The sequence below is a fragment of the Candidatus Poriferisodalis sp. genome, assembly GCF_965204195.1.
Classification (GTDB): domain Bacteria; phylum Actinomycetota; class Acidimicrobiia; order Acidimicrobiales; family Poriferisodalaceae; genus Poriferisodalis.
This window is the reverse complement of the sequence record NZ_OZ241975.1, coordinates 3,318,871-3,334,565: the sequence shown is the minus strand read 5'-3', so window position 1 is coordinate 3,334,565 and position 15,695 is coordinate 3,318,871. Positions and strand designations below refer to the sequence as shown.

General features: G+C 67.8%; 16 protein-coding genes. 7 read left to right on the top strand and 9 right to left on the bottom strand.

Translation table 11 applies throughout. The features are described from left to right. Positions 1-63: 63 nt before the first annotated feature. Positions 64-333, top strand: coding sequence for a type II toxin-antitoxin system Phd/YefM family antitoxin (locus tag ACOGI8_RS14915; protein ID WP_419854584.1), 270 nt, complete (start codon positions 64-66; stop codon positions 331-333). Then, positions 330-614 carry a type II toxin-antitoxin system RelE family toxin gene (locus ACOGI8_RS14910; protein ID WP_419854583.1) on the top strand — a complete coding sequence of 95 codons (285 nt, stop codon included), beginning with the start codon at positions 330-332 and terminating at the stop codon, positions 612-614. Before ACOGI8_RS14915 ends, ACOGI8_RS14910 begins: the two co-directional genes overlap by 4 nt. A 120-nt stretch (positions 615-734) precedes the next feature. Here the strand turns inward: ACOGI8_RS14910 and ACOGI8_RS14905 are convergent, their stop codons facing one another. Beyond that, positions 735-941: a hypothetical protein gene (locus ACOGI8_RS14905; RefSeq protein ID WP_419854582.1), complete on the bottom strand. Its 207-nt coding sequence runs from the start codon at positions 939-941 to the stop codon at positions 735-737. A 76-nt stretch (positions 942-1,017) separates the two neighbouring features. Continuing rightward, complete coding sequence (locus tag ACOGI8_RS14900) at positions 1,018-2,199, bottom strand: ATP-binding protein (protein ID WP_419854581.1); 1,182 nt, start codon at positions 2,197-2,199, stop codon at positions 1,018-1,020. Between the two features lie 234 nt (positions 2,200-2,433). On the opposite strand from ACOGI8_RS14900, the gene ACOGI8_RS14895 reads away from it, so the two are divergent. Then, positions 2,434-3,207: an SRPBCC family protein gene (locus ACOGI8_RS14895; protein ID WP_419854580.1), complete on the top strand. Its 774-nt coding sequence runs from the start codon at positions 2,434-2,436 to the stop codon at positions 3,205-3,207. Between the two features lie 46 nt (positions 3,208-3,253). Here the strand turns inward: ACOGI8_RS14895 and ACOGI8_RS14890 are convergent, their stop codons facing one another. From ACOGI8_RS14890 to ACOGI8_RS14880, 3 genes are all read right to left on the bottom strand, one after another. Beyond that, positions 3,254-3,646: a nuclear transport factor 2 family protein gene (locus ACOGI8_RS14890; RefSeq protein ID WP_419854579.1), complete on the bottom strand. Its 393-nt coding sequence runs from the start codon at positions 3,644-3,646 to the stop codon at positions 3,254-3,256. A 76-nt stretch (positions 3,647-3,722) separates the two neighbouring features. Then, the gene (locus tag ACOGI8_RS14885) at positions 3,723-4,781 is read right to left on the bottom strand and encodes an LLM class flavin-dependent oxidoreductase (RefSeq protein ID WP_419854578.1); all 1,059 of its coding nucleotides are present in this window, start codon (positions 4,779-4,781) and stop codon (positions 3,723-3,725) included. Positions 4,782-4,829: 48 nt separating this feature from the next. Further along, a complete protein-coding gene (locus ACOGI8_RS14880; RefSeq protein WP_419854577.1) occupies positions 4,830-6,380 on the bottom strand; it encodes a trimethylamine methyltransferase family protein in 1,551 nt (516 codons plus the stop codon). A 199-nt stretch (positions 6,381-6,579) separates the two neighbouring features. Between ACOGI8_RS14880 and ACOGI8_RS14875 the strand changes: the two genes are divergently transcribed. Further along, the gene (locus ACOGI8_RS14875; RefSeq protein WP_419854576.1) at positions 6,580-7,395 is read left to right on the top strand and encodes an enoyl-CoA hydratase/isomerase family protein; all 816 of its coding nucleotides are present in this window, start codon (positions 6,580-6,582) and stop codon (positions 7,393-7,395) included. Between the two features lie 67 nt (positions 7,396-7,462). On the opposite strand, the gene ACOGI8_RS14870 is transcribed toward ACOGI8_RS14875, so the two are convergent. Next, positions 7,463-9,382: a flavin-containing monooxygenase gene (locus tag ACOGI8_RS14870; RefSeq protein WP_419854575.1), complete on the bottom strand. Its 1,920-nt coding sequence runs from the start codon at positions 9,380-9,382 to the stop codon at positions 7,463-7,465. Positions 9,383-9,465: 83 nt separating this feature from the next. Here ACOGI8_RS14870 and ACOGI8_RS14865 point away from each other — a divergent pair, with 83 nt between their 5' ends. Both ACOGI8_RS14865 and ACOGI8_RS14860 read left to right on the top strand, forming a co-directional pair. Continuing rightward, on the top strand, positions 9,466-11,538 hold the full coding sequence (locus tag ACOGI8_RS14865) for a hypothetical protein (RefSeq protein ID WP_419854574.1): 2,073 nt from the start codon (positions 9,466-9,468) through the stop codon (positions 11,536-11,538). Between the two features lie 85 nt (positions 11,539-11,623). Then, complete coding sequence (locus ACOGI8_RS14860) at positions 11,624-12,898, top strand: DUF3179 domain-containing protein (protein ID WP_419854573.1); 1,275 nt, start codon at positions 11,624-11,626, stop codon at positions 12,896-12,898. A 77-nt stretch (positions 12,899-12,975) separates the two neighbouring features. Here the strand turns inward: ACOGI8_RS14860 and bfr are convergent, their stop codons facing one another. The 3 genes from bfr to ACOGI8_RS14845 all read right to left on the bottom strand — a co-directional run bounded on the left by bfr (position 12,976) and on the right by ACOGI8_RS14845 (position 14,674). Continuing rightward, positions 12,976-13,449, bottom strand: coding sequence for a bacterioferritin (gene bfr / locus ACOGI8_RS14855; protein ID WP_419854572.1), 474 nt, complete (start codon positions 13,447-13,449; stop codon positions 12,976-12,978). A 119-nt stretch (positions 13,450-13,568) separates the two neighbouring features. After that, positions 13,569-13,799: a (2Fe-2S)-binding protein gene (locus ACOGI8_RS14850; protein ID WP_323672585.1), complete on the bottom strand. Its 231-nt coding sequence runs from the start codon at positions 13,797-13,799 to the stop codon at positions 13,569-13,571. A gap of 197 nt (positions 13,800-13,996) precedes the next feature. Further along, positions 13,997-14,674, bottom strand: a complete 678-nt coding sequence (locus ACOGI8_RS14845) for a metal-dependent transcriptional regulator (protein WP_419854571.1) — start codon at positions 14,672-14,674, stop codon at positions 13,997-13,999. A gap of 228 nt (positions 14,675-14,902) precedes the next feature. Between ACOGI8_RS14845 and ACOGI8_RS14840 the strand changes: the two genes are divergently transcribed. Beyond that, complete coding sequence (locus tag ACOGI8_RS14840) at positions 14,903-15,670, top strand: SDR family NAD(P)-dependent oxidoreductase (protein ID WP_419854570.1); 768 nt, start codon at positions 14,903-14,905, stop codon at positions 15,668-15,670. The last annotated feature ends 25 nt before the right edge of the window (positions 15,671-15,695 follow it).

Genomic DNA, 15,695 nt, shown 5'->3' with positions numbered 1-15,695 from the left:
GTACGAAGGGGCTGTCACAAGACTGATTGGAGCCGGGTACCGCAACGTGGCACAATTGTGGTCATGACGACTGAGTCGCTGCGAACGGTACGAGATGGCTTCTCCGACTTCGTCGATCGTGTGTGCAGGCACCACGAACGTGTCGTAGTCACGCGCAACGGCACGCCCGCAGCGGTGCTCATCAGCCCGCAAGATCTCGAGTCGCTCGAAGAGACCTTGGCAATTCTGAGCGAACCGGACGCGATGCGAGAAATCGCTCAGGCGGAACGCGAAATCGCCGAAGGTGACGTCGTGCGCGGCGTGGAGGCTGTCAGGGCGCTTCGGGCGCAGTGAATGCAACGCCGTACGACATCGTTTTCGCGCATTCCGCTGCTGCTGCGATCGCTGAACAGCTTCCGGAGTCGGTCGTTTCAGCCGTCCTCGAGCTGATTGCAGGCGACTTGGCGGAAGCGCCGCGCCGAGTCGGAACACCATTGGGTGGTGAGCTCGATGGCCGATGGACAGCGCGCCGCGGCACGTACCGGATCGTTTATCGCATCGACGACGTGCGACGTGAAGTCGTCATACTCCGGGTTGCGCACCCTCGTGATGCTTACAGACGCCTCGACAGGTAGCGGTACCGGTTCTCGATCGCGACAACTCCAGCACCGGGATCGCCTGGTCTCGCGTGATCACAAGCGCAGGCCGGGCCTTCTGGTTCGGCGTTGCAAGCAGCTGCGGTTCGAGCCGAACTGCTACGGCTCGGCCTCGGTCATGGCGATCGAATTGGCCAACGCTGCGGCGTCCTCGTCTGGCCCCTGCGGAACTTGCCGGTACGACTCGGCAATCGCTTCACCTTCGCGTGCGCGCCGAACGCTGTCGGCCTCGACCAGATCGCCTGGTGCGACCCGGTCCGCCCAGCCTTCCAGCGCTGCTGCCCGCTGTGCACGCGTGCGCTTCATGACGTGCACCATCCTGTCAGGTGTTTGGGCGCGGCCAGCGTCGGTCAGCGTGGTGGGTCGTCATCTGCGAACGGTGTCAGTCGTGGGGCAGGGTGAAGCCAACGCTGCGCTCCTCGGTGAGGTGCAGGCTCTCGCTGATGTAGGAGAACTCGTCGAGGGCTCTGATCCAGCTTCTTGTGCTCGGCAGCGCGAACGCCACGGTTCGTTTGCCGACGTCGGCCACCAGGCCGGACTTGATGAGGCGGGCGCGGTAGACGCTGACGTATCCGCTGGTCACGTCCATGCGGCGTGCAATGTCGGTGAGCTGCGATTCGCCGTCGTCGTGGGTCATGGCGATAAGAAATCGTCGCGCAGCGGCGGGCTGATCTCGCCACAGCGGTGCGATGACCAACTGGCCGATGTGCTGTTGAGCTGCACGAGCGCCCTCGACGACATCGGCCAAGGCGACGGCGGTGTCGGGCTCGGCGGCAGCCTCCCAAGTGTGGAAGCCGACCAACTGCACCATGAACGGGTAGCCGCCAGCAGCCTCCACGGCGTGATCGATCGCCTCGGGCGACATGCGGCCGCCTCGCTGACGGATGGGCTCGGCGAGTGCCGTCCGAGCGGCGGCGTGGTCCAAGAAGCCGACCTCGTAGCGACCGCACCGCTGCAGGAACGTGACGCTCTCGTCTGACAGCAGGGTGTCTTCGAGCACCGGCAGCCCGGCGCCGACGAACGCCATGGGCAGCTGTGCGAGCCGGGTCACGTCCTGCAATGCGATGCCGAGCGTGCGCAGCTCGTCGGTTTGGCCGGCGTGCAGTTCGTCCACAGTGACCGCCATGCCTGCGCCTTGCCGGTCGAGATGTTCTGCGAGCACGCTCAATACGGTGGCGAGGCGTCGGGCGAGGTCGGCGCCGGGGTCGTAGGCGGTGCCGATGCCGATGCCCGCAGCGGCTAGGTCGCCGCGCAGATCGGCGTCGAGCGCTTCCGCGGCGCGGTTGAGGTGTTCAGCGGCGGCATGGCCGAGCCGGTCGAGCAGACCGGGTGTGACCGCCGCGGCCGAGACCGTCAGCCAGCCTTGGCGCTGCGCCAGCGCTCGCAGTTCCTCGAGCACCACCGTCTTGCCCGTGCCGCGTCGCCCGAGCAGCAGCGCCGTGTAGCCGGGATGCGTGGGCCCGGTCTCCCACGCCGCGGCAATGTCGCCAATGACGTCGGCGCGGCCGGCCAGCACCGGCGGCAGAGCGCCGAACGTCGGAGCGAAGGGGTTGGCCGAGCGCATCAGATGCCGTTGGCGGCGGGTCTCATGTCGTTTACGTTAGCGCTGTTGTTGGATTTGTTGTTTCTTGTTGCAGTTGTTGTCTCTTGTTGTCGTTGTTGTCTGGGACGTGGTGGCGCAGGCCCGATTCGGGTTTCTGGGCACTCCGGACGCTGGCAGCAGGGGACGTCACCGGCGGCCAAAAGATTGGCGATTGCTTCGGTCTTGGCTGCACCGACAGCGGGGCAGAATGAGGGCATGGCGGATTCGGGGCGAGTGATTGATTTGTCGGTCGAGGTGATCGGCGACGTTGACACGGTGTGGAGGGCGGTTGCGACCGGGCCCGGGATCTCGTCGTGGTACGTGCCCCACACTGTCGAGGAGCGCGCTGGGGGAGCGGGCGTGGCTTCGTTCGGCCCTGAGCCCGAGATGCAGATCGAAGGCCGGGTGGCGGCATGGGAGCCGCCGCGCCGCATCGTGTTCGACGGGGGCGAGGGTGTCGGTGGGCTGTCGTTCGAGTGGATCGTCGAACCGCACGACGACAACACCTGCACCGTGCGGCTGCACAACGCAGGCTTCGGCGACGACGACCCGCAATACGACGCCATGGTGGACGGCTGGAAGCTGTTCATGTCCAACCTGCAACTCCACCTCGAGCACTTCGCCGGACAGAGCGCCACCTCCGCGCTTCCGATGGTGATGTGGCCGGTGACGCCCGAGCAGGGCTGGGAGATCCTCGCCGGCGGGCTCGGCATCGGCCAGATGCCCAGTGTCGGCGACCGGCTCGACGTGGCGGCCGACGACGACACGAAGATGGGCGGCACGGTCGTCGGCACCGGGCCACGCCGCATCAGCCTGCTGCTCGACACCCCCGCACCGGGCACCGGGTTCCTGACGTCGGAGGACGGTGGCGGGTTCACGATGGTCTCGGTGTGGCTGTACCTCTACGGTCCTGAGGGCGCAGCCGCAGCCGAGCACGACGACGCCCGCTGGCGCGCCTGGCTCGACAGCCGCGCCCCGGCGACCGACTGACGTCTCGACTATCCGCCTGCTGGCCCGAGACGGGGCCTGCGACAACTCAGTCGGGGTACACCTGCATGCGGCGGCGCTTCAGCATGCGGTCCTGCACACGCCAGCCCTCGGGCGTCTTCACCACCAGGTCGTGATACGACGCGGTGCCGACCTTGCCGCCGCCGAGCAGCGCCAAGATGCGGAACTTCAGCTCCACGCCGTCCGCTGTCTCGTTCACGTAGATGTTGGTCATGGTGTGCGTGCGCGGGTGCTCGGCCTCGTCGGCCATGAAGTCGCGGATCGCGGTCAAGCCCTCCAGCCGCGGCGCGCCCAAATCGGTCAGATCGAACACCGCATCGTCGGTGAAGATCGTCCCCAGCCGATCCCAATCGCGGTCGTCGATGATGTCGCCGTAGCGGCCCGGCAGTTCGTGCAGTTCCAGACGGTCAGCAATGTCCATGCCGGGACCATAGGTCACTCGACGCATGCGTTCCCCGGCGAATCCGGCCTGAGGCCGGGATTGCCGAACCAGACCGTCAGCGGGCGAGGTTGGCGCGAACTCTGGGAATGACGTCGCGGGCCATGCGCTCCAGCGAGGCGTTCATCACCGATGGCGGGAGGCCGGGCGGGCCGCCCCAGGTGACCAGGTCGGTGACGTCGTGGTCGCGGATCATCGCAGTCAGCTCGGCGACGCAATGGTCGGCGTCGCCGACCGTCCACACCAGCGGGTTCAGCGGATCGGGCTGGCGCGGACCGGTGCGGGCAGCGCGCTCGCGGGCGGTCTGCTTGTGGTCGGCGCTGGTCTTGATGATGCCGATATAGACCTCGCGGCGGTACTTCTCGGCCGCAGCCACCGCCTCCCAGACGGGGTCGTCGGCAGGATCCGTGCCGTCGGTCACATACACGCCGCGAATGATCCCCACCCGCTTGTCGCCGGGGTCCCGGCCGTCCGCCGCCAGCGCTTCCTTCCACGGATCCAGCACGGCAGCCTTCGGCCCTTGGGGCAGCAGGTTCGTATCGAAGCGCGCAGCCCGCAGGGCACCGGCGCGGCTCGTGGCCGCGACCCACAGCGGCGGCCCGCCGGGCTGCACCGGGTCGGGCGTGACCCGCAAGTCCCGGTAGGTGTACCGCTTGCCCTCATAGCTGAACGGCTCGCCCGACCACGCCAGCCGGACGATCTCGATGGCCTCCTCGGTCAGCGACACCCGCCGGCTGAGCGGCAGCCCGAAGCCGGCGAACTCATGCGCGGCATAGCCCATGCCGACGCCCAACTCCATGCGGCCATCGGAGATGTTGTCGAGCACGGCCAAGTCCTCGGCCAGCCGCACCGGGTCGCGGAACGGCATCAGGCAGATGTCGGTGGAGAACCGGATGCTGCTGGTGAGCGCCGCTGCCGCACCCGCCACCGGCACGAAATTCGGCAGGTAGCCGTCGGCCATGAAGTGGTGCTCGGTGAACCAGCACAGCTCCATGCCGAGCTGCTCGGCCAGCACTACCTGCTCGAACGTCTCGGCGTACACCTGCGGCATCGTCACGTCGCTGCCCGGCGGGCAGCGGAAGTCGTGCACGATCCCGAACCTGAGCGATTGCGCCATGCAGCGAAGCTACTTGGACAGCCCCAGGCCGGCCCGGGCTCGTTCGGGTCAGTACCAGGCGTCGGGCACGGCTGATTTGCGGTCTTCGACGAAGGCTTGCAGCTCGCGGTCGACGGCGGGGTCGAGGGATGGGGGCGGCTCGTAGTTGGCGAGGGTTTGCTTCCACTGGCGGTTGGCTCGCTGGGCCATGTCGAGCGCACCCTCTTCTGACCACTGCTCGAAGGATCGGGTGTCGCACAGCGCGGCCTCGAAGTTGGCCGTCTCGAAGTTGGCGATGGTGTGGGCGGTTGCCAGATAGTTGCCGCCCGGGCCGGCTTCGCTGAACGCCTCGCCTCCGAGCTCGTTGCTGTCGACGGTCAGTCCTTCTATGAGGCGATGCAGCATGCCGCAGCGGTCGGCGTCCATCACGAACTTCTCGTACCCGAGCGTCAGCCCACCTTCCAGCCATCCCGCCGCCTGCAGGATGAAGTTCGCCCCCGCCAGCAGTCCCGGCGTCATCGCATCAGCCGACTCCTGCATGGCCTGGGCATCGGCGATCTTCGAGGCCGTGTAGTGGCCGCCGCAGCGGAACGGCAAATCCAGTCGCCGGGCGAGCTGGCCGATCGCGTAAGTCGCCAGCGTGGATTCGGCAGTGCCGAACGTGGGCGCTCCCGAGCGGAGGTCCATCGTGGTCAGGAAGTTGCCGTAGATCATCGGCGAGCCGGGGCGCACGAGCTGGGTGAGCGCGATGCCGGTCATGGCCTCGGCATGGGCCTGCGCGACCAGCGCCGGCTGGGTGACGGGCCCCATGCCGCCGCCGATGATGAACGGCGAGATCAGGCAGCCCTGGTTCGCCCGGGCGTAGGCCTTGAGCGCACCGCTCATCGTGGCGTCCCACACCAGCGGCGAATTCACGTTCACGTTGCCCTGGATGACGCAGTGCGTCTCCATGTACTCAGCGCCGAACACGATGCGGGCCATCGCGATCGAGTCGTCGGCCCGCTCGGGCGCGGTCACTGCGCCCATGAACGGCTTGGCCGACCAGCGCAGGTGGGCATCCACCATGTCGAGGTGGCGCTTGTTGACCGGCACGTCGACCGGCTCGCACACCGTGCCGCTGCCGTGCGCCAGCCACGGCGACATCCAGGTCAGTTTCACGAAGTTCCGGAAGTCGTGGATGGTGGCGTAGCGACGACCCTCGTCTAGGTCCGTCACGAACGGCGGGCCGTACGTCGGTGTGAAGATCACGTGATCGCCACCGATCTCGATGCGTCGACCGTCGCGGCCCCACATGGCGAAGTTGCTCGGAGCAGTCGAGCAGAGCTGCCGGGCCAAACCGGGCTCGAAGCGCACGCGCACGCCATCGACGTGTGCCCCGGCGGACCGGAACAGCTCCAGCGCTTCGTCGTCGCCGCGGAACTCGACGCCGATCTCGGACAGGATCCAGTCGGCGTGCGCTTCGAGCCGATCCAAGGCGGTGTCGTCCAGCAGCTCATAGGTGGGAATGCGACGGCGCGGTGTCGTTCCGAGCTTCGATGGCGCCGGGCCGGCAGTGCGCGCAGCGACCCGGCTCGACCGCCCCCGCCGCGTGCGACGCTCGCCACCGTCTCCGCCAGCCATCGGCACATTCTGCGCTACCACTCGCTTCGCCGTGCCCAGCGCCGACATCGGCAGCGTTCGGCGTTGCCAGTTCGCACGTGCGTCGCCGCATCGGCGGCCCAGGCAGGACAATCCGGATCGGCCCGAGAGCGCCCCGATCCCGCTGGCTACTGTGCTGTCGCTGCACGACACAGCGAACACTGAGCGAGAGGATGTCCCGATGTCCGACGGCTACGAGAACCTGAGCATCGATGCGCCCGCCGACGGCGTCACCCGCATCACCTTCAACCGGCCCGAACGGCTGAACGCGATCACGCACGGGCTGGTCAGCGATCTCCACGACGCGCTCAGCGCTGTCGACAATGACCACGACACTCGCGCCATCGTGCTCACGGGCGCCGGCCGAGGTTTCTGCGCCGGGCTCGACCTGACCGGCTATGGCACGGTCCCAGGCACCGAGGAACATGGCGGTCCCCAGCGCGGCATGGCCGTCCAGCAGGAGATCGCCGAGCTGGTCCATCACATGCGCGACGTGCGCCAGCCGATCATCGCAGCCATCAACGGCGCGGCAGCCGGCGGCGGGTTCGCCATCGCCTGCGCGTCCGACGTCCGCTACTGCGGCGAGACCGCCAAGTTCGGCACCGCCTTTGTGCGCCTGGGCATCTCGGGCTGCGACATCGGCGTGAGCTGGATGCTGCCCCGTCTCATCGGCGCCTCCCGGGCGTGGGAGCTGCTGCTCACCGGCCGGGTTATCGACGCCGCCGAAGCCGACCGGATCGGGCTCGTCAGCGCCGTGGTCCCCGACGACGACCTCATGGACACCTGCCTCGGCGTCGCCGCGGAGATCGCGGCCAACAGCCCATTCGGCGTGTGGATGACCAAGGAAGTGATGTGGTCGAACCTTGAGATCGGCAGCCTGCGCGCCGGCATCGACCTTGAGAACCGCACGCAGATCATGTCGTCGCTCACCGAGGACAGCCGCGAGGCCATGGCGTCGTTCCTGGAACGCCGCCAGGTCAAGTGGTCCAACCGCTGACCGCGGTAGCCAGCCAGCAACGGGCTCGACCGGCCCGGCGCAGGGTTAACCGGCGGACGGTTTCGGACTAGCCGGCGGGCTGGGCTACCTGGTCTGGCTTGAACTCGAACAGGTAGGGGTCGAGCGATTCTTGGGCGGCGATGCGCCACTTGTGCCAGTAGCCGCCGCCGTAGTACGCCAAGCTGCCCGGCTGCGCGTCGCCGTGACCGTTGTAATACGACAGGCAATCGCGCAGCGGGGCGGTGGTGATGTCGGCCACCCTGCAGTGCTCGGCGTAGTTCACCTCTGAGTCCTCGGTGATGTCCACCACGTTCCACGCCTTGTCGCGCATCTCGGTGAGCATCCAGATGATGTAGTCGCCGTGGGTGTCGATGGCATCGGTGAAGTTGAAGCTGCCGCCGCCTCCCTGCGGGCCCGACACGATGAACAGGTTCGGGAAGCCGTGGCTGTGCAGTCCGAGGAACGTCCGGGTGCCCTCGGTCTGCCACTTCTCGCTCAGCGTCACACCGTCACGGCCGCTGATCATGTTGAACGTCGAGGTCGCCATCCACTGGAACCCGGTGGCGTAGATCAGCACGTCGAGCGGGTACTCGATGCCCTCATGCACCACGCCCCGCTCGTTGATCTCCTGCACGCCCATCGGGGCGGTGTCCACCAGGTGCACATGGGGCATGTTGAACGTAGGCAGGTACTCGTCGTGGAACGTGGGCCGCTTGCAGCCGTAGGGGTAGTAGGGCTTCAGCGCCTCGGCAGTCGCGGGGTCTTCCACGATCGCGTCCACCCGGGCACGGATCTGCTCCATGATCCGGAAGTTGGTGTTGAGCTGCTTCTGCACCAGCTCGTCGGGCGACAGCTTGCGGGCGTGCTGCTTGCGCTCCTTGAAATCGTCGACCCGGCCGGCCAGGTAATCGTCGTTGGCCTTGATCGCGGTGCGGCCCGAGGAGATTCGGGAGAAGCGTTTGCGGCGGGCCCGTGCCCAGCCGGGCTCCTTCGACCACTCGGCGATCTCCTCTGGGTCGGTCTCGCGCTGGTCGCGCACGTCGATCGACGACGGCGTCCGCTGGAACACGTACAGCTCGCCGACCACCTTGGCGATCTCGGGGATGACCTGCACGGCGGTGGCGCCGGTGCCGATGATGCCCACCCGCTTGCCTTCGAGGTCGATGTTGTAGTCCCAGCGTGACGTGTGGAACGACTCGCCCGCAAAGCTCGCCATGCCGTCGATGCGGGCCAGCTTCGGGCTGGTGAGGATGCCGTTGGCCAGGATCACGTAGCGAGCCTTCATGGCATCGCCGCGATCGGTGTAGACGGTCCAGCGGCCGGTCTCCTCGTCCCACACCGTGGAGTCGACGGTGGTGTGAAACAGGCAGTGGTCGTAGAAGCCGAACTTGTCGGCCATCGCCTGGCAGTACTCGAGAATCTCGAAGCCTGAGGCGAACTTCATCGTCGGGATGTACTTCATCTCCTCGAGCAGCGGCAGGTAGCTGTACGACTCGACGTCGCAGGCGATGCCCGGGTAGCGGTTCCAGTACCAGGTGCCGCCGACGTCGCCGCCCTTCTCGCAGAAGCGCACGTCGGTGAATCCGGCGCTGCTCAGCTTGTGCCACAGCAGCAGCCCGGCGAACCCGGCGCCGATGCACAGCACCTCGCACTCGTCGTCGAGCGCCTCGCGCTCGATCGGCGGCTCGGAATAAACGTCGTCGAGGTAGCGCTTGAACTCGCCCTCCATGGCCATGTAGTCGGCAGCGCCCCGGCGCGCTTCCTTGAAGTCGCGGTACTTGGCCTGCTCTTCGGCGTTGAACACGGCGCCGGGCGGGGGAGGGGGCAGCTCCTTCAGATGCTCGTCGGCGTTGACCGAGTAGCCCACGCCGTCGATCTTCTCTGACGCCTTCGCAGCTCGGGTGTTGAAGATCTTGCGACCCGTCTCCGGGTCGATGCTGACCGCCGGACGTGTGCTCGTGTCAGTTGCCACCTGGCTCGCCGCCATCGGTTCAACCTCCCTGTAGGCCCCGTTTGATGTTAGGGGAGAGGCTTCGGGGCGCGCCGGGGTGTGACAGCCTTCTCAGCGGTATGCGGCGTGACCCACCGCGAGCGTTCATGTGGGCCTCGATCGGAATGTGCGTCGTGCTGGCCGTGTTCGTTGTGCATCTGCGCATCGCAGTCGTAGCGGGCGGGCCGGTGGCGGTGCCCGATGTGCCGGCATACCTGGGAATCGCCCAATGGGTCGGCGGCGACGGGCTCGCGCTGGGTCACATCCCGTTCCAGCCGGGCTACGGGCTGCTGGTTGCGCCGTTGGTGGGCGTTGCACAGGTCTCGTTGCTGGGGACGCAGGGCGAGGCGGTGCACTACCTCGCGCTGGTCGTCAACTCGCTGGCGGCGGTCGCCGCCGTGGTGGTTGCCGGCCGGCTCGGCCTGGTGGGCTCGCGGCGCTGGTGGGTGGCGGGTGCAGCGGGGCTGGTCGCGGCGGTCCATCCGTCGCTGTCGAGCGCCTCGCGCATCGCCTGGCCCGAGACCCTGCTCTCCTTGTTCGTGCTCATCGTGGCGCTAGCGGTGGCCTTCGCCGTGCTGCATGCCGGCTCCGCGGCGAGCCAGCGGGCGTGGGCCCGTGCCGGGCTGTTCGCCACGTTGGCAGTGGCACTGCACGCCCGCATGATCGTGCTGGTGGTGGCTGTTGTGGCAACGGCGCTGCTGTGCCGCATCGGTCGCCGCGCCCGGGCTGCTCTCGGCATGGGACTGGTCGCCGGCGGTGCAGCCACGGCCGCGGCGCTGACCCTCACCGACACCTGGCCGACAGATCGGCTGAGCGAAGCGGCGCAGCTGGATCGCGGCGCGGAGCCGATCGCCACGGTGTCGGGGCAGCTGCTGGCGCTGGGCGGGGGAACGCTCGGCCTCGGCCTGATCGGCCTGGTGGCCGGGCTGGGCGTCGTCTTCGAGTTCGTCCGAAGGCGGCCTTCCGACGAGGAGGATGCGCTGACTGCACCGGCCAGACCGGCAGCGACAACCGGCGGGCTGTTCGGACGGCGGCCTCCTGAAGGGCGTATGTCCGGGGACGCTGAGCGCAGTCCGGCCGCTCGGATGCCGCGTGAACATGCCGGCATCCCCGGTGCGCTCTCGGCGGCGCTGGTCTGCTTGGCGATTGGCGCGTTCGGGGCCGTGCTGCTCGGCGGCTGGACGTTGACTGGAAGCGCGCGGGCCGACGCGCTGCTGTACGGGCGTTATGTCGACCCATGGGCGGTGCCGCTGGCTGTCGCCACGCTGGCCTGGCTTGGGGCCCGGCCAACGACGCCTCGCAGCGAATCGGTGGCGTCTGACATCGGTGCTGCTCCCCGGCCGGCAGGGCATCCTCGCAGCCCGTTGCCGTCCCGCGGTTCGGCCGTCCTCGGGACAGCCGCGGCCGTGGCGGTGGTCGCGTGCGCGGTGGTCGTCGGTGTTGCAGGCGGCTACGACGCTGCGCCGCGCCGCATCATGACCCTGTCGCTCAGCCCGGCGTGGACGTGGCTCGATGAGCGCCTGAGTGCCGTGGCCATGGCGGCGCTTGTTCTCACGCTCTTCGGTGTGCTGTTGGCCGCCGCAGCGCTGCGCAGGCGAGTCGAACTCGGCGAGGATGAAACCTCTCCGCCCCCTACATCTGACATGGATCGTCGGGATACTCGCCCGCGCACGGCGAAGATCCCCGACGTCGCGCTGGTCGCACTTGTTGCGGCAGCGCTCGTGCTCGGAGCGGTCGCGACGGTCTCGAATCACCGCCACCTGGCCGATGTCGGTGCCGTCGCCCGAGACCAGGTTGTCTCCGCAGGCACCGTGTCCGACGCCGTCGACGATGGCCTGACGTGTCTTGCCCACGATCGAACATCGGTGCCTGAGTACGCGCTCTGGTTGTACCGCTTGGAGCTGCCCGAGATCGGCCACGAAAGGGTGAAGCTGGACGCCGGCGACCGGCCGTGCTCCGAGCTGGTCATCGCCCATGATGACCTAGCGCAGCGATGCACGAACGCCCGGCACCTCGTCGACGAACCGGCCGCTTCGTGGGCGCTCTGGCATCTGCCGGAGCGCACCTGCGTCAGCACCCTGAACATGAAGGCGCGAACGGCCGGAGTAGCGTCGCACGATGGCTCTCACGACAGCGGCGTCACTACCGGCTGAAATCCGAGCTAGTACGACTGCCTGCCGCCGTCTGGGCCGAATCCGGCTGAAGCTCGCGGCTGTACGAGGGAGCGGCGTCCGCGGCGTGCTGGTGCTGCTCGCAGCAGCGCTCATGCTCGTCGCGCTCGGGTGTGCCGACGACTCGTCCAGCGACGAGCCGTCCGAGCCTGACACCGTCGATGCAGCAAGCGCCGACACCGCGCCGGCAACGACGGCCACGGCGCCGCCGACCTCGCCCACCGAAGTGATCGTCGACGTCAGGGTCACGCAGATCCCCGGCGACCCGCGCGAATCCACCGTCTCGGCGCTGCGCGAGGGCATGACCGCGCCGCTGCTGCCCGAACCGCTGGTGTCGCCCCTCGACGTCCTCTCCGGCGGGCCGCCGCCCGACGGCATCCCCTCCATCGACGCACCGGAGTTCGAGCGGGCCACCGATGTCGGCTTCCTGCAGCCGCAGGAGGCAGTGGTCACGCTCACGCTCAACGGCGACGCCCGCGCCTACCCGGTGCAGGTGCTGCTGTGGCACGAGATCGTCAACGACACCGTCGGCGGCGAGCCGGTCACCATCACCTACTGCCCGCTGTGCAACACCGCCATCGGGTACTACCGCCAGCTCGGCGATCGCATCTTCGACTTCGGCACCTCCGGCCGGCTCTACAACTCCGCACTCGTCATGTACGACCGCCAGACCGAGAGCCTGTGGGCCCACTACACCGGGCAGGCCATCGCCGGCGCGCTCACCGGATCCCAGCTCGAGTTGATCCCGATGGCCACCGTGGCCTTCGAAACGTTCCTCGATGAGCATCCCAACGGCCTCGTGATGACCCGTCCCGGCGGTTTCGGGCGCTCATACGGCACCAATCCCTACGTCAACTACGACACGCCCAACGGAAGCCCGACCTTCTTCGGCGGCACACCTGATGATCGCCTGCCGCCGCAGACCCGCGTGCTGGTCATCCGCCACAGCGGCGCTTCGATCGCAGTGCAGCTTGACACGCTGAGCTCTGACGGCGTGCTGCCGCTGAACCTGGGCGGCACGACGGTTGTCGCACTTCATCTCCCCGGCACGGCGACGCCGATCCAGAACCAGCAGGTGGCCTTCGGTCGCGACGTGGGCGCTACCGGCGTGTTCGATCCCAACGTGGATGGCCAGGCGCTGACCTTCACACGCATGCCCGATGCTGCGAGCTCGTCCGGGCCGGGAGCATTCACCGACGATCAGACCGGCTCCACCTGGTCGATACTCGGCCGGGCGCTCGACGGCCCCCTGGCGGGAGCCCAGCTCCAGCTCATCGAGCACATCGACACGTTCTGGTTCGCTGCCGCTGCCTACGACCCCGAGATCGAACTCCACCCCTGAGGGCCCAAGTGGTCTAGAACCGATGCCCTCGCCGCCTGCGCAGCCGACGCACCTAGTTCCTCAACCGTTGAGGGGCGCTAGTCGTCGCCGATCTGGCTCAGCAGGTACCGCTCGATGCCGATGTCTTCGATGAGGCTCTGCTGGGTCTCGATCCAGTCGAGATGCTCTTCCTCGCCTACCAGCAAGTGCTCGAGCAGCTCCCGGGTGCCGGCATCGCCATGGTCGAGGCACAGCCGCACACCGCTGCGGTAGCGCTCGATGGCGTGCTCTTCGAGCTGCCGGTCGAGGGCAAGTTGTTCTGGCACGGTCTCGCCGATCATCACGCTGCCCAGCCGCTGCATGTTGGGCAGCGCATCCAGCAGCAGGATGCGCTCCATGAGCTTCTCGGCATCGCGCATTTCCTCGACGGATTCCTCGTGGTACTTGGAGGCCAACCGGTCATAACCCCAGTTGCCGGCGATCTTCGAGGCGGCGAAGTACTGGTTGATGGCCGTCAATTCGGCCGTTAGCGCTTCGTTCAAGAACTCGATGACCTCGGGTGATCCCTGCATGAACTCCACCCTACGCGCATGCCGGAGCAATCCGAGTCGGCAGACAACAGCGCACGCTGGCTATTGCTTCCCGCTTGTGTTCGCGCCGGTCGCGGGCCGCTCGGGCCCGGGGCCTCGCGCTAGGCGCCCACCGCGATCGCCTCGAAGGCGATCGAGTGGACTGGGTGATGCTCGGGGTCGATGGCCTCGAGCACGCATTGGTCGAGCACGGCCTGGATCATGGCGACGCAGCTGCCGCAGTCGGTCCCGGCACCGCAGGCCATCGACACGTCGCGGACCGTCGTGCCACCGTGCGCGGCAAGCCGCCGGATGGCGGCTTCATTCGTCGCAAGACATTGGCAGACGATCATCGACGTCGGCGACCCCGGCGCAGTACTGAAGGGCGCACCAACGTGGTGCACGACTCCTTATGACCCATGTTAGGCACTGCTAACGCACCGCGCGCAAGCGTTGACTGTGACAGAGCGCAAGCGCTCATCGGCACAGCGCGCCAATGCGCACCCGGAGATCGAAACTGAGCAGACGCCGCAGCCGGGCGCGTGAACGCTTAGTCGCCTGCAGTGACGAGGATGCGCGCAGCGGTGTAGGCGCTGACGCCCACCGTGCCCTCGTTCATCTCCACAGTGGCGGTGCCGTCGGGCGAGACTGACATGACGGTTCCCGAGCGGCCCGGCATGAGCCCGGATTGCTCCAGAAACTCAAGCTGTCCGGGTGCGAATTCCAGCTCTTCGGGAATGCGCTCCACCGTGAAGCCCCCGGCCGTCCCGACGTCTGCGAGCGGCTTCGCGTCGGTCGGCGCGGTGTAGTCGGAGCCGGGAATGGGGTTGCCGTGCGGGCACGTGTTCGGATCGTGGAGCAGCTCCATCATCGCCCGTTCCACGACGGGGGAGATCACATGCTCCCAGCGGCCCGCCTCATGGTGGGCGTCAGCCCAGTTCAGCTTGAGGACGTCGGTCAGGAACCGCTCAGCGAGACGGTGCCGGCGCACCACCGTGGTGGCGATCTGCTGGCCTTCATCGGTGAGGCTGATGTGGGCGTCGTCGTCGACGTTCACAAGGCCCTCACGCTGCATGCGGCGGATCATCTCCGACACCGCCGGCCGCGAGACTTCCAGCCGTTCGGCAATACGCGCCTGGATGACCTCGACCCCGTCCTCCGCCAGTTCGTACACCGTCTCGGAGTACTCCTCGAATGCCGGATGGTGCTCAGTCGGCTCGTACCCCATGGCCGTCACCATAGCGGTAGCCAGCAGACCGGCCGTACCGGATTGCGGCAGAGCTTGTTGCCGTCGTGGTGGGGCGGTGCCGGGGCGCGCGGGCGCTCACGTGCTGATCGCGGCAGAGTTTGTTGCCCTCGTGGTGGGGCGGTGCCGGGGCGTGCGGGCGCTCACGTGCTGATCGCGGCAGACTGACGGAACCCCGTGCGGGCACGGGCACACGAATCGGAGCGTGCGATGGATCTGCAGCTGACGGGAAAGAACGTCCTTGTGACAGGCGCGGGCCAGGGGCTCGGGCTGGCCATCGCTGCGGCGTTCGCCGACGAGGGTGCGAATGTGGCCTTCGCCTACAACGCTTCGAGCGAGGGTGCCGAGAAGGGCGCAGCCGCAGCCCAAGAAGCCGGTCTCGCGGCACTGGCGGTCCGCTGCGACGTCACCAGCGGCAGCGACGTGCAGCGCACGGTGGATGAGGTGGTCAGCGAGTTCGGCAGCATCGACGTGCTGGTCAACAACGCCGCCTACACCGACACCCGGCCGTTTCTCGACATCGACGCCGACGACCTGCAGCGAATGGTCGACGTGACGGTCATGGGCACCATGCGCATGACTCAGGCCGTGGTGCGCCACATGGTCGATGCGGGCATCGAAGGCTCGATCGTGTCGCTCATGGGCGACTCTGGCCGGGTGGGTGAGAGCCGTCTGGCGGGGGTGGCTACGACTCGGGCGTCCACCATGGGCTTGATGAAGTCGGTTGCCAAGGAATTCGGCCGCAACGGCATCCGCGCCAACACCGTGTCGCTTGGGTTGGTGCGCTCGGAGCGGTTTGCCCACCACACCGGCAATGCCGACGACGAGCGCATGGCCCGCATCGCCAAGATGTATCCGCTGCGGCGGGTGGGCGTGCCTGACGACGTGCCGCCGATGGTGCTGCTGCTGGCCTCGCCGCTGTCGGGATGGACGACCGGCCAGACCGTCTCCGTCAACGGCGGCTACTCGATGGTCTGAGCGACGCCTCCGTCCGGATTGCGCC

Excerpts from the sequence above, each read along its gene's own strand:
- ACOGI8_RS14850 (WP_323672585.1), bottom strand. The coding sequence starts at position 13,799 with ATGATCGTCTGCCAATGTCTTGCGACGAATGAAGCCGCCATCCGGCGG.
- ACOGI8_RS14900 (WP_419854581.1), bottom strand. The coding sequence starts at position 2,199 with ATGCGCTCGGCCAACCCCTTCGCTCCGACGTTCGGCGCTCTGCCGCCG.
- ACOGI8_RS14885 (WP_419854578.1), bottom strand. The coding sequence starts at position 4,781 with ATGGCGCAATCGCTCAGGTTCGGGATCGTGCACGACTTCCGCTGCCCG.
- ACOGI8_RS14875 (WP_419854576.1), top strand. The coding sequence starts at position 6,580 with ATGTCCGACGGCTACGAGAACCTGAGCATCGATGCGCCCGCCGACGGC.
- ACOGI8_RS14880 (WP_419854577.1), bottom strand. The coding sequence starts at position 6,380 with ATGGCTGGCGGAGACGGTGGCGAGCGTCGCACGCGGCGGGGGCGGTCG.
- ACOGI8_RS14840 (WP_419854570.1), top strand. The coding sequence starts at position 14,903 with ATGGATCTGCAGCTGACGGGAAAGAACGTCCTTGTGACAGGCGCGGGC.
- ACOGI8_RS14895 (WP_419854580.1), top strand. The coding sequence starts at position 2,434 with ATGGCGGATTCGGGGCGAGTGATTGATTTGTCGGTCGAGGTGATCGGC.
- ACOGI8_RS14890 (WP_419854579.1), bottom strand. The coding sequence starts at position 3,646 with ATGGACATTGCTGACCGTCTGGAACTGCACGAACTGCCGGGCCGCTAC.
- ACOGI8_RS14865 (WP_419854574.1), top strand. The coding sequence starts at position 9,466 with ATGCGGCGTGACCCACCGCGAGCGTTCATGTGGGCCTCGATCGGAATG.
- ACOGI8_RS14845 (WP_419854571.1), bottom strand. The coding sequence starts at position 14,674 with ATGGGGTACGAGCCGACTGAGCACCATCCGGCATTCGAGGAGTACTCC.
- ACOGI8_RS14915 (WP_419854584.1), top strand. The coding sequence starts at position 64 with ATGACGACTGAGTCGCTGCGAACGGTACGAGATGGCTTCTCCGACTTC.
- ACOGI8_RS14870 (WP_419854575.1), bottom strand. The coding sequence starts at position 9,382 with ATGGCGGCGAGCCAGGTGGCAACTGACACGAGCACACGTCCGGCGGTC.
- ACOGI8_RS14905 (WP_419854582.1), bottom strand. The coding sequence starts at position 941 with ATGAAGCGCACGCGTGCACAGCGGGCAGCAGCGCTGGAAGGCTGGGCG.
- bfr (WP_419854572.1), bottom strand. The coding sequence starts at position 13,449 with ATGCAGGGATCACCCGAGGTCATCGAGTTCTTGAACGAAGCGCTAACG.